Source organism: Nonomuraea cavernae (assembly GCF_014646355.1).
In the GTDB taxonomy this organism is placed as follows: Bacteria; Actinomycetota; Actinomycetes; order Streptosporangiales; family Streptosporangiaceae; genus Nonomuraea; species Nonomuraea cavernae.
The window spans coordinates 1-12,024 of record NZ_BMNH01000042.1; the positions used below are offsets into that span (position 1 = coordinate 1).

The following is a 12,024-nucleotide window of genomic DNA, read 5'->3' on the forward strand; positions in this document are numbered from 1 at the left end:
ACCCAGGCCACCGGAGCCCAATGGACCATCGGCTTCAACGGCACCTACACCACCACCAACACCAACCCCGCCACCTTCGCCATCAACGGCGTCACCTGCGGCGGATCGGGCCCCGGCCCCGACCCCGGCCAGCAGGCCCTGGTCGTCACCCCGACCGCGCTGACCGTGCCCGAAGGCTCCAGCGCCACCTACTCGGTGCGGCTGCAGACCCAGCCCACGGCGAACGTCACCGTCACCTCCACGGCCGGCAGCGGCGACACCAACCTCACCATCACCTCCGGCGCGTCGCTGACCTTCACCACCGCCAACTGGAACACCCCGCAGAACGTGACCGTCGCGGCAGCCGAGGACAGTGACACCACCAACGGCAGCCGGCCCATCACCGTCGCCTCCACCGGCCTGACCAGCGTCACCGTCACCGCCACAGAAGCCGACAACGACACCGGCGGCGGCACCGGCCACGTGGACAACCCGTACGCGGGGGCCACCGGCTACGTGAACGCCGACTGGTCGGCCAAGGCCGCAGCGGAGCCCGGCGGCTCGGCCGTCGCCAACATCTCGACCGGCGTGTGGATGGACCGCATCGCGGCCATCAACGGCACCACGAGCGGCCGGGGCCTGCGCGCCCACCTGGACGCGGCCGTCACCCAGGACGCCGCCAACGGCAGCGCGCCGCTGACCATCCAGGTCGTCATCTACAACCTGCCCAACCGCGACTGCTCGGCCCTGGCCTCCAACGGCGAACTGCTCATCGCCCAGAACGGCCTCAACAGGTACAAGACCGAGTACATCGATCCGATCGCCGCCATCATGGCCGACCCCAAGTACGCCGCCCTGCGGATCGTCACCATCGTCGAGATCGACTCCCTGCCCAACCTGATCACCAACCTCGGCTTGGCCAAGTGCCAGGAGGCGCAGTCGTCCGGCGCGTACGTGCAGGGCGTCCAGTACGCGCTGAACAAGCTGCACGCGATCCCGAACGTCTACACCTACCTCGACGCCGCGCACCACGGCTGGATCGGCTGGTCCAGCAACTTCGGCCCGACCGCCGACCTGATCGCCTCGACCGCGCGCGGCACCACGGCCGGATACGCCAGCATCGACGGGTTCATCACCAACACGGCCAACTACTCGGCCCTGACCGAGCCGCACTTCTCCATCGGCACCACCGTCAACGGCACCTCGGTCCGGCAGTCGAGGTGGCTCGACTGGAACGACTACGTCGACGAGCTGACCTTCGCCCAGGCGTTCCGGACGGCCCTGGTGTCCAAGGGCTTCCCGAACACCATCGGCATGCTGATCGACACCTCCCGCAACGGCTGGGGCGGCAGCGCCCGGCCCACCGGCCCCAGCACCTCGACCGACGTCAACACGTTCGTCGACCAGTCCCGCACCGACCGGCGGATCCACGCCGGCAACTGGTGCAACCAGAGCGGCGCCGGCCTCGGCGAGCGTCCGCGCGCCAACCCGGCGGCGGGCCTGGACGCCTACGTCTGGATCAAGCCTCCCGGCGAGTCTGACGGCTCCAGCACGGAGATCGCCAACGACGAGGGCAAGGGCTTCGACCGGATGTGCGACCCGACCTACACCGGCAACGATCGCAACGGCAACAACCTGACCGGTTCGCTGCCCAACGCGCCGCTGTCCGGCCACTGGTTCTCCGCCCAGTTCCGGCAGTTGCTGCAGAACGCCAACCCGCCGCTCTGACCTCCCGCCGAGCGCGTACGGCTCCAGCCCGATCCACGGGCTGGAGCCGTTCCGCGTAACCTGGCCGCGCGTTCCGCACGGAAGAACGCCCGGCCGCGTTCGTCCGGCGTGCTGCCGCCGTGAAAGCGATCCGGCCCATCGGGGGATAAGAGGTGTCCGCTGGTCGCGTCCGGAGGGGAGCACATGTCGGGGGAAGAATCGTGACGGCGATGTCGTGGGCCGCCGGCCCGCTGGGGGAAGCCGTGTCCGCGCGGCGTTCGCTCGCCGACGACGAGGTGTTCGCCGAGGTGTTCGACGCCTACTTCGGCGAGATCCACGGGTACGTCGCCCAGCGGCTCGGCCCGGACAGCGCCGAGGACGTCGTCGCCGACGTGTTCCTCGTCGCGTTCCGCAAGCGCGCCGTCTACGACCCGGACCGCGCGAGCGTACGGGCCTGGCTGTACGGGATCGCCACGAAGCTGGTCGGCAAGCATCGCCGCCTGGAGGCCCGCACGCTGCGGGCGCTCGGCCGGCACGGGCCGGACGCCGACGCGCCCGGCCCCGAGGACCGGGTCACGGTACGGGTCAGCGCGCAGAGCCTGCGGCCCGAGCTCGCGGCGGCCCTGGCCCAGCTCGACCAGCGCGACCGCGACGTCGTGCTGCTGGTCGCCCTGGCCGGGCTGAGTCACCAGGAGATCGGCACGGCGCTCGGCATCCCGTACGGCACCGTCGGGTCGCGGCTGAACCGCGCCAGGAAGAAACTGCGCGGCGCCCTGGGCGGCACCAATCCGATGCACGTCCTGGAGGAGGCCGACCGTGGATGACCTGCAGCGGATCCGCGACCTGTACGGCGAGCCACGGCTCGATCCGGCGGCCAAGGTCAGAGTGCGTGAGCGGCTGGCGGCCGAACCTCGGCGCGTCATCCGCTGGCGCCTGTCCTGGACGGTGGCCGTCACCTGCCTCGCCGCGTCGGTGCTCGCGGTGGTGTTCACCCTGCCGTCGCAAGGGGGCCTGTCCGGCCGGTCGATCCTGCTCGCGGCCGCCTCCACGGCCGCCTCAGACCCCACGGCCGGAGGAGCGTACTGGCACATCAGGAAACTGCGCCCGGGGACAGGGGTCACCGAGCTGTGGGTCGCCGGCGACGGCCGGGCCTGGCGCGGGCAGGGGGCGCCGGGTGAGCCGCTCACGGTCACCAGGGTGACCGGGAGGGCGCCCTTCAGCATGGCCGGGCGGGACCTGACCTTGGAGCAGATCCTGCGGCTGCCGTCCGACTCCGGCGCGCTGCGCGCGTGGGTGGCCGGGACGCTGCCCGCGAACTCCGGCGGCGGGGTCATGGCCGACGCGCTCAGCGGGCTGCTGTGGAGCAAGCCGTCCCCGCCCGGTGTCCGGGCCGCCGCCTACCGGCTGCTCGCCGACCTGCCGGACGTCCGTTACCTGGGTGGCCGTACCGACCAGCGGGGCCGGCCGGGCGAAGCGTTCGCCTTCACCCCCGCCCCGGGGGTGCGCCGGACCCTGATCATCGACCCGGTCAGCTCACAGGTCCTGTCCTGCGCCGACACCGGCCCGGACGGCACGACCGAACGCCTCGAACTGGTCCTGGACGCCGGCTGGACCGACACGGCCCCACCCACCCCCACCCGTCACCGGCCCCCGGCGCCCCGGACGCCGTAACCGGCGAGGTGCGTGACCGCCCGTAGGCGCGGTCACGCCCGGATGCCCGGTTCCCGCGCGCGTTCCGCGGCTGGAAGAGCCGCGACGCGCCTTCGTTCATCGCACCGCGCGTGGGTTTCGCGCGCCCGAAATCAGGAGCGCTGAGATGTTCTGGCGTAGCCGAACCGGCCGGGCCATCTGCCTGGCCGACCAGTTCCCCGTGGTCGACGTGCCGGAGGTGATGCGGGGCCGGGTCAGGTTCGCCGGCCTGCCGCCCGTGGACCTGGGCACGGACGTCGACTGGCGGTCGAATCCGCACGGGAACCGCTCGTGGGCGCTGAACCTGCACACGCTGCGCTGGGCGGGTCGGCTGGTCGCCGAGTACGAGCGGACCGGCGACCGGGACCTGCTCGACCGGGCCGCCGCGGTCACCCATGACTGGCTGCGCGAGAACCCCCGGGGCGGCCCCGGCGTCAGCCCCTGGGCGTGGGCCGAGCACGCGGTCGCGCTGCGCGCCCCGGTGCTCGTCTGCCTCAGCGCGCACGTACGGACCGACCACCTGTGGGACGGCCTGGCCGAGCACGGCGAGGTCCTGGCCGATTCCGCGTTGTACCGGCAGGGCCACAACCACGGGCTGGACCAGGACATCGGGCTGCTGGTGGTCGGCTGCCGCCTGGGCCGGGACGGGTGGCGCAAGCTGGCGATCCGGCGGATGACCGCCTCGGCCGAGCTGTCCATCGACGCGCAGGGCGTGCTGCACGAACAGGCCCCGAGGTACGGCCTCTACGTCCACCGGCGACTGGGCGTGGCGCTGCGCGCGATCGAGGAGAGCGGCGCGCCGGTGCCCGCGCGGCTCACCGGCCGCCGCGCCTCGCTCGAGACGTACATCGCGCACGCGACCCAGCCCGACGGCCGTCTGGTGCCCATCGGGGACAGCCCGGCGGACACCCGCGCGCCCGCCTTCGCGACCGCCTCCGGGCAGGGCGAGCCGGTGGTGAAGGTGTTCGACGGCGGTTACGTCTTCGGCAGAACCTCCTGGGGCGACCCGCGCGCCGCCTACTACTCGATCAGGTTCGGGCCGGGACGGCGGTTGCACGGGCACGAGGACCACCTCGGCGTCACCTACCACGCGCACGGCCGGAACATCCTGGTCGAGGCCGGTTTTCACTCCTACGAGAAGACCGCCTACGCCGAGTGGACCCGCTCGCCCGAGGCGCACAACGTTCCGGTCGTGGTGGGTGCCGGGTTCCGGCCCGGCACGCCCACCCGCCTGACCGGCTCCACCCTGGGCCCTTCGCGGCAGACCTTCCGGCTCGCCGACGACGCCTACGGCGTGTGCCGGACCCGCGAGATCCTGGTCGAGCACGGGCCCGACCTGATGGCCGTGCTGGACTCGGTGCCCACCGGGTCCGTGTCGCGCGGCCGCTGGCACTTCGACCCGTCGCTCCGGCCGGTCTCCCAGCGCGACGGCGTGGTGGTCCTCGGCGACGGCGACTGGCGCGTGACCCTCCTCCACCTCGCGCTCCCGTCAACCGGTCTGCCGACCAGCGGGCAGACGGTGGGCAGCAGCACCATCTCGACCGGGTATCTGCGGACGGCCGAGGCGGTGACCGTGTCGTCTCCGGAGGCGGCCCGGCTGCTGACCGTGATCGTGCCCGGAGCGGCGGACGCGCGGGTCTCGGTCGTGGACGGGGTGATCACCGTGCACACGCCCGGTGGGCCGGTCGCGCTCCCGTGGCCCGTTCAGGCTCCGTACGACCAGCCGGGGTGGGTGCGGGCGGGGAGGTCGCGGGTCCGACTCGCCGTCGGCGAACCGACGGTCTAGAGCCAGCGGCCGACGGGCGGCGCGGCCGGATCGGGCGCCGGGGCGCGCCCGGTGACCCAGGCCGCCAGCCGCGCGGCGGTCCCGTGTACCTCGCGCGGGACGCCCGGCTCGTCCGGCGGGCCGGTGGGCGGCGGCACGCTCACCGCCCAGGAGCGCCGCCTGTCGTCCGGCCGGATCATCAGGCCGGGTCCCTGCCCGCGGCGTTCCCACAGCCCGGTCACGTCCGTGAGCAGCGCGTCCACGAAGTCGGGCGGGAAGTCCTCGAACCGGCCGCCCGAGTCCAGGTCCACCGCGTGCACCCACACCTCTCGGGCGCGCATCCAGATGATCTCCGACGCCGGCACCAGGCGGCCCTGCGCGGTGCGCACCCGCTCGGCCAGGTCGGAGTCGCTCAGCGCGGCCAGATCCGACCGCAGCGCGGCCGACGTCCGCTCCGCCAGCTCGGTGAGCGCGCCCGGCGACAACCGGGCCAGTTCCTCGATCTCAGCCTCACGGGCTCCGCCCCTGGCGTACATCGGGGTCTCCTCCCCCGTGTGCGCCCAGTGCACGAGCCTGCCCAGAGCGCGCGCGTTGGCGGCGACGTGCGCCACCAGGTGGCGGCCCGTCCAGCCCGGCAGCAGGCTCGGCCGGTCGAGGTCGCAGCCGCGCAGCCGGGCTGCGAAGTAGGAGGTGCCCTCGTCCAGCCAGCGCAGGCGGGCGGCCTCCCGAACGGCGGCGCGAGGCCGGTCAGGCACCGCGACGCCCCGTGCCGGCCGGCTCACCGATCTCCACGGCCTGGTCGCCGACCACCCGCGCGACGGCCGTACGACGGGGCAGGCGCGGAGTCACGACCTTCACGCGCGCTCCTCTCGATGAGCGTCCTGGGCTTTCCCCCTCCACCCTCCAGTAACCCACGACGCGGTCACTACAGCCAGTCGCGGCCCTTGAAGACCAGGTAGAGCACCAGGCAGACGACGGCCATGAGGACCATCGCGAACGGATAGCCGAACGTCCAGTGGGTCTCGGGCATGACGTCGAAGTTCATTCCGTAGATGGTGCCCACCAGCGTCGGCGCGAACAGGATGGCCGCCCAGGCGGAGATCTTCTTGACCTCCTCGCCCTGCCGGATGCTGGCCTCGGTCATCTTGGCCATCTCGGAGTTCTGCGCCTGGGTCACCAGCGTCGAGTTGACCAGCAGGATGTTCTGGAGCAGCTGGCGGAACCCGGCCAGCCGCTCGTTCACGGTGATGACGTGGTCGGCCACGTCGCGCAGGTAGCTCTGCAGCTCCTCGTCGACGCCGTACTTGTCGGCCCCGGCGATGAAGCCGTCGATCATCCGCGCCAGCGGCGCCGTGGCCCGCTGGAACTCGATCACCTCGCCCGACAGCTCGTAGACGCGCCGCGAGACGGCCGGGTCGCCGCCGAACACCTGCGCCTCGATCTCCTCGATGTCCTTCTGCAGCCCGGCCACCACCGGGGCGTAGCCGTCGACCACGGCGTCGAGGACGGCGTACAGCACGGCCTGCGGGCCCTGCCGCAGCAGCTCGGGGTCGGACTCCATGCGCCTGCGGACGGACTGCAGGTCGGGCGCCTCCGCGTGCCGTACGGTGAGCACGAAGTTGGGGCCGACGAAGACGTGCAGCTCGCCGAACGCGACCTGCTCGACGTCGTCGAGGTAGTCGGCGGCGCGCAGCACCACGAACAACGTGTCGCCGTAGCGGTCGTACTTCGGCCGCTGCGAGCCGACGACGGCGTCCTCCAGCGCCAGCTCGTGCAGCTCGAACTCCTCCGCGAGCTGCGTCAGCTCCCACTCCTGCGGCCGGTAGAGGCCGATCCAGGCGAGGCCGTCCGGCGTCTGCTTGAGGCGTTCGAAGGCGTCGGCGAGCGACTGGGGGGTGTCGACGCGCCTGCCGTCCTGGTAGATCGCGTTGTCGATGACGGTCGGCCGGCTGGGGGCCTCGTCGGTGGCGCGGGGGTCCATCGAGTGCTCGGGTGCTTGCTCACGGCTGGAGCCGCCTTGCCGGAAGCCCTTCGTCCGTGCCATACATCTCCTTTACGTTAACTTGTCGAGCTCGCGCGTCGCCCGGTCGCGGATGGTCTTGCGCCACATCGGTGTCCAGCCGAAGATCAGGCCGTGCGGTCTGCCGAGGGCCATCCGGGACCACCGTTTGAAATCGAAGTCGTCGTGGTGGCGGACGATCAGGCCGTCCTCGAACCTGAACAGCACGTCCACCTCGTTGACCACCTCGCGGCCGGTGCTCGAGAAGACGTAGCGGACGGTCCAGTGGGCGGTGCCGGTGCGGTCGTCGGCCGTCACGGCGCCGTAGTCGGACCTAAGACCGTCACGAACCCCGAGTTGCAGCCGCCACATCGCCATGACCCTGTCGCGACCCTCGACCTCCTGGAAGATCGGGTCGCCATAACTCACCTCGGGGTGGTAGCAGCGCTCCATGGCCGCGTAGTCAGCGCGCCCCAGAGCTTCGTAGAAGGCGCCTATCAACGCCACGTGCCGATCGTTCACCCTCCTATGAGACCATGGCCGCGCCGTTGTGCCAGCAGACGGCCCTCACCCAGTCGTCACCGAGATCGAGCCGCTCGAGCGCCCGCAACTGGTGCGCGTACGTGTGCGGAATCGTCGGGAAGTCACTGCCCAGCACCACCTTCCCCGCCAGCCCCAGATCGAACAGGGCGGGCCGCAACCGCTCCGGAAACGGCATGTCGCGCTCGGCGAAGTCGGTGAAGGCCATCGTGGTGTCCAGCGCCACCCGCTCGTAGCGGGCGGCCAGGTCGAAGAACGGGTCGTACTCCGGCATGCCGAGGTGGGCGATCACCACCCGCAGCCGGGGATGCCGGCGCAGCACCTCGCCGATCGGCCCGGGCCCGACGTGGCCTCCGGGCACCGGGACCGAGCTCGCGTGCACGATCACCGGCAGGCCCGACTCGGCCAGCAGCCCCCAGATCTCGTCGAGCTCGGCCGCCCTCGGATCGAACCCGCCCACCTGGAGGTGCACCTTGAAGATCCGCGCCCCGGCCGCCAGCGCCCGCCGCACGTAGCGGGCGGCTCCGGGCTCGGGGTAGAAGGTCGCCGACGGCAGGCAGCCCGGGGTGCGGCGGGCGAAGTCGAGGGTCCAGTCGTTCAGATCGGCGGCCATGTCCGGCCGGTGCGCGTAGGCGAGCGCGGGGAACGACCGCACGCCCAGCTCGCGCAGCCGGTCGACGCGCCGCCGCACCGGCCACTGGTACTCGATCTTCCAGCCGCCGCCCATGAGCGGGCCACCGTGCTCGAAGTGGTGCCAGACCCGGCGCTCCATCCGCTCGGGCAGGAAGTGCACGTGCAGGTCGATCAGCCCAGGCAGGCCCAGTGATCGCCACCACTCCGGAACCCCGGCGTCGGAATCGGATTCTGTGAGCACAGCCGAGACTTTACCCGGATAGGGTTTTGTCCTGATGGACAAGCTATGGGCCCACCTGATCGAGGTTCAACCCGCCCCCGACCCGTGGGTCGTGGTGGTCTCGGCACTCGCCGCGCTCGTGATCGTCTCCTTCCGCACCTCCTGGCAGCTGTCCCGGGGGCTGATCACGATCGCGCACGAGGGCGGCCACGCGCTGATGGCGTTGCTCACCCGGCGCAAGCTCGAAGGCATCCGGCTGCACTCCGACACCTCGGGCGTGACGCTGACCCGGGGCAGGCCCAACGGCCCCGGCATGGTGCTGACCGCGCTCGCCGGCTACCTGGCGCCGTCGCTGCTCGGGCTCGGCGCCGCCTGGCTGACCGAGCAGGGCCGCATCACGCTGCTGATCTGGGGCGTGCTGCTCTTCCTCGTCTGCATGCTGTTGCTGATCCGCAACCTGTACGGCGCGCTGATCCTGCTGGCGACGGGCGGCGCGGTGTTCGCCCTGTCGATGTACGCGCCGGGAGAGGTGCAGCAGGCGGCTGCCCTGGCCGCGGTCTGGTTCCTGCTGCTCGGCGGGGTGCGGCCGATCGTCGAGCTGCAACGCAAGCGCCGCAGGCGAGAGGCTCGCGACTCCGACGCCGACCAGCTGGCCCGGCTGACGTTCCTGCCCGGTGGCTTCTACGTGTTCTTCTTCCTGCTGGTGGCGTGCGCCTCGGTGGTGGCCGGGGCCTATCTGATGAATCCGCTCTGACCACGCGCGCGCACCCGCGCTGCGCGGTGCCGGATTGTCGGTGGGAAGCCTTACCTTAGAGCCCGTGTCCGAACAGCCTCTGACTCTCGACGCCGCCCTCTCGGAGGAGGCGGTGCTGTCGACCTACCGCCGGATGTTCGCCGCGCTGGCCCGTGACAGCGGCGCGGTCGTCGACGATCCCGCCCTGGTCGACATCGCCGAGACGCTGTTCGCGGCGTTCGCCGAGGCGGGCGAGGAGTGGCTGACGCACGAGCAGATGCGCTTCGCCTGCCGCGCCTATCCGGGTGACCAGTTCGACAACCGGCTGCGCGTGCTCAAGGGGCTGGGCGCGATCCGCGAGGTGTTCCCCAAGCCCAACCAGCTGCGCTACCGGGCGTCCTTCACCAGCGTGGTCGGGCTGATGTTCATCCGGCGGATGATGGACGACGGCGGCCAGTCCGAGATGCACCGGCTGCTGGCGCTCGAAGACCTCAACGTCGCCGACCCCCGCACCACCATGGACGAAGCCAGGCAGAGCGCCGCCAACCTGGCCCGCGCGTTCCGGCTGTGGGCGCTGGAGCTGATCACGCTCACCATGGGCACCATCGAGGAGCTACGTGAGCAGGCCCCCAAGCTGTGGGGCACCGAGGAGATCGCCCGCCGGGCGCAGAGCCTGCACGGCACGATCCTGACCCGCTGGCCCGAGCTCGACCGGGTCTGCACCGACCTGCGCTCGGCCATCTACGCCTACAGCGACGCCTCCCGGCGCGCGGCCGGCCGGCTGGCCGACTCGGCGGGCACCACCCGCAACCTCACGCTGCTCCCGACGGAGACGTGGCGCACGTTCACCCAGACGGCGTCCAAGGAGCGGCTCGCCTCGGTGCTCGACGACTTCGTCTTCGACGCCCCGGCGCCCTGGCACGACCCGGCGGCGATCGCCCGCGCGGTCGACGAGGCGCCACGCCCGGCGCCGGCGCAGCCCACTCCCCCGCGTTCCACGCTGCCCGACCCCGGCCCCGGGGGCTCGCTCGACTCCTCTCCCGGCGCCGCGGTCGAGCGCCTCGCCGTCGTCGCGGAGTCCCTGCTGGGGGCCTCGTCACGGGTGGCCCTGGCCGACGTGCTGGGGCCCGACTGGCCGTCCGCGCGCCGTCTGCTCGCCGACCTGACCTCCGTCGACCTGCGTCCCGAGCTGCCCTACCGGCTGGTGTGGTCCGACGACCTCACCATCGATCCGGCGCGCCGGCCCGCGTGGCTGTCCCACGGACACCTGGAGCGCACCCCGTGACCACCCCCGATTCCCTCGATTCCCCCGAATCCCGCGCATCCCATGCGCCCGCACCGGTCCGGGACACGGCACCGCACGCGCGGGCCGAGGCGCATGTGCGGGCGCGTTCGGGCGGTCCGCTCCGGCTGCACGCCGGGGAGCCGGCGCCCGCGGGCATGCTCCGGCTCACGCGTTCCGACTCCAGCGGCGAGGCGCTGCCGGTGTGGCCCGACGGGGCGACGCCGTCGCTGCTGGACGAATACCAGGTGACGCCCGTCCCGGTGGAGCGCTCCGGTGAGACCCGGCGGGTGCTCGCGGCCTGCCTCACCTGCTGCTGGCCCGACCTGTCGGCGGATCCGTGGCCCGGCGAGCCCGCTCCGGTCGAGCTGGTGCTCGACACCTACCGGGCGCTGATCGGGCGGACCGACGACCTCATGCGCAACTGGGCGATCGGGGCGCTGCGCCGGTTGCACGACTCCGCGTGGATCGTCATGTCCGACGGCCTCGTCTCACTCGGCCCTCGATGCGCGCTGTGGCCGGTGGAGTCGCACGCGCAGCTCAAGGAGCTCGTCCACCGCATTCCCCGGCCTGAGCGGAGCGAGCTGACCGTGGTGGCCGACGCCGACCTGGTGGCCGCGGCCCGCCCGCCGGTCGCCTCCGATCCCGCCACATCCGCTCCGGTCCCGGGCGCCCTGGCCCCGGCCGGTGACCCGCCTCCCGCCGCTCCAGCCGAGGACCCGCCTCCCGCCGCCCCGGCCGAGGACCCGCCTCCCGCCGCCCCGGCCGAGGACCCGCCTCCCGCCGCCCCGGCCGAGGACCTGCCTTCCGCCGGCCCCGGAGGACGGGTCGAGGAGGGCACGGCGGAGTTCGGCGATCTGCTCGACGGCTACGACGAGCGGCGGCGGGCCGAGCTGGTCGCGGCGTTCATGGCGGTGGAGCACGCCGCCGAGCCCGTGCAGGAGGCCCGGTTCGGAGCGCTGCGCGATCCCGCGTTGCGCCGCACGCTGGGCGAGATGCTGGCCCGGCGTGGCCGCACGCTGATTCAGCATCGGGAGCGCTGGATCTCGGGCTACGACGACGGCGCCGCCGGGGCGGGCGTCCGGCTGGGCGAGGGCGAGCGGGCGGTGCTCACTCTGGTGCTGGTGCACTCGGTGGCGATCCCCCGTGCGGAGGGCCTGCTGCCCGAGGACACCTGGGCGTCGCCGCACCCCACGCCGGTCGAGGAGCTTCGCCGCCACACCCAGCTGCCGATCGGCGAGCTGGAGGCGGCGCTGCGCGGGCTGCGCCACGCCGGCCTGCTGACGCAGGTGAAGGCCGGCGAGGAGGCGGGCGGTTACGTGCCCGGGCCACAGTTCCACCGGCTCACTCCGGTGGCGCGGCGGCGGTTGCAGGAGGAGCTGATCCTGGCGGCCGGGCCGCACACGCCGTTGGCCGCGGCCGTGCGGGCGCGGCGAACGACCAGGTGACCGGGCACGCGGCGGGCGCGGCGGCGAGG

11 protein-coding genes are annotated in these 12,024 nt (G+C 72.7%); 7 read left to right on the forward strand and 4 right to left on the reverse strand.

Annotated features, from left to right (window positions below; translation table 11 throughout):
- From IEY82_RS36315 to IEY82_RS36330, 4 genes are all read left to right on the forward strand, one after another.
- Positions 1 to 1,707 (forward strand): glycoside hydrolase family 6 protein (locus IEY82_RS36315; protein ID WP_373291478.1); only part of this gene is annotated, 1,707 nt, incomplete at its 5' end.
- A 209-nt stretch (positions 1,708 to 1,916) separates the two neighbouring features.
- Complete coding sequence (locus IEY82_RS36320; RefSeq protein WP_189128856.1) at positions 1,917 to 2,510, forward strand: RNA polymerase sigma factor; 594 nt, start codon at positions 1,917 to 1,919, stop codon at positions 2,508 to 2,510.
- Positions 2,503 to 3,357: a CU044_5270 family protein gene (locus IEY82_RS36325; RefSeq protein ID WP_189128825.1), complete on the forward strand. Its 855-nt coding sequence runs from the start codon at positions 2,503 to 2,505 to the stop codon at positions 3,355 to 3,357. Before IEY82_RS36320 ends, IEY82_RS36325 begins: the two co-directional genes overlap by 8 nt.
- 145 nt (positions 3,358 to 3,502) lie before the next feature.
- Positions 3,503 to 5,161 carry a heparinase II/III domain-containing protein gene (locus tag IEY82_RS36330; protein ID WP_189128826.1) on the forward strand — a complete coding sequence of 553 codons (1,659 nt, stop codon included), beginning with the start codon at positions 3,503 to 3,505 and terminating at the stop codon, positions 5,159 to 5,161.
- On the opposite strand, the gene IEY82_RS36335 is transcribed toward IEY82_RS36330, so the two are convergent.
- The 4 genes from IEY82_RS36335 to IEY82_RS36350 all read right to left on the reverse strand — a co-directional run bounded on the left by IEY82_RS36335 (position 5,158) and on the right by IEY82_RS36350 (position 8,553).
- Positions 5,158 to 5,895: a maleylpyruvate isomerase family mycothiol-dependent enzyme gene (locus IEY82_RS36335; protein WP_189128827.1), complete on the reverse strand. Its 738-nt coding sequence runs from the start codon at positions 5,893 to 5,895 to the stop codon at positions 5,158 to 5,160. The genes IEY82_RS36330 and IEY82_RS36335 overlap by 4 nt on opposite strands.
- Before the next feature lie 170 nt (positions 5,896 to 6,065).
- On the reverse strand, positions 6,066 to 7,184 hold the full coding sequence (locus IEY82_RS36340) for a magnesium and cobalt transport protein CorA (protein ID WP_189128828.1): 1,119 nt from the start codon (positions 7,182 to 7,184) through the stop codon (positions 6,066 to 6,068).
- A 9-nt stretch (positions 7,185 to 7,193) separates the two neighbouring features.
- Positions 7,194 to 7,661: a nuclear transport factor 2 family protein gene (locus IEY82_RS36345; RefSeq protein ID WP_189128829.1), complete on the reverse strand. Its 468-nt coding sequence runs from the start codon at positions 7,659 to 7,661 to the stop codon at positions 7,194 to 7,196.
- 4 nt (positions 7,662 to 7,665) lie between these two features.
- Positions 7,666 to 8,553: an amidohydrolase family protein gene (locus IEY82_RS36350; protein ID WP_189128830.1), complete on the reverse strand. Its 888-nt coding sequence runs from the start codon at positions 8,551 to 8,553 to the stop codon at positions 7,666 to 7,668.
- Between the two features lie 34 nt (positions 8,554 to 8,587).
- Here IEY82_RS36350 and IEY82_RS36355 point away from each other — a divergent pair, with 34 nt between their 5' ends.
- The 3 genes from IEY82_RS36355 to IEY82_RS39665 all read left to right on the forward strand — a co-directional run bounded on the left by IEY82_RS36355 (position 8,588) and on the right by IEY82_RS39665 (position 11,995).
- Positions 8,588 to 9,286: a M50 family metallopeptidase gene (locus IEY82_RS36355; RefSeq protein ID WP_189128831.1), complete on the forward strand. Its 699-nt coding sequence runs from the start codon at positions 8,588 to 8,590 to the stop codon at positions 9,284 to 9,286.
- A 64-nt stretch (positions 9,287 to 9,350) separates the two neighbouring features.
- Positions 9,351 to 10,550 carry a hypothetical protein gene (locus IEY82_RS36360; protein ID WP_189128832.1) on the forward strand — a complete coding sequence of 400 codons (1,200 nt, stop codon included), beginning with the start codon at positions 9,351 to 9,353 and terminating at the stop codon, positions 10,548 to 10,550.
- Entirely contained in the window at positions 10,547 to 11,995 is a 1,449-nt protein-coding gene (locus IEY82_RS39665; protein WP_225264330.1) for a hypothetical protein, read from the forward strand. The genes IEY82_RS36360 and IEY82_RS39665 overlap by 4 nt, the downstream gene beginning before the upstream one ends.
- The last annotated feature ends 29 nt before the right edge of the window (positions 11,996 to 12,024 follow it).

Excerpts from the sequence above, each read along its gene's own strand:
- IEY82_RS36320 (WP_189128856.1), top strand. The coding sequence starts at position 1,917 with ATGTCGTGGGCCGCCGGCCCGCTGGGGGAAGCCGTGTCCGCGCGGCGT.
- IEY82_RS36330 (WP_189128826.1), top strand. The coding sequence starts at position 3,503 with ATGTTCTGGCGTAGCCGAACCGGCCGGGCCATCTGCCTGGCCGACCAG.
- IEY82_RS36340 (WP_189128828.1), bottom strand. The coding sequence starts at position 7,184 with ATGGCACGGACGAAGGGCTTCCGGCAAGGCGGCTCCAGCCGTGAGCAA.
- IEY82_RS36355 (WP_189128831.1), top strand. The coding sequence starts at position 8,588 with ATGGACAAGCTATGGGCCCACCTGATCGAGGTTCAACCCGCCCCCGAC.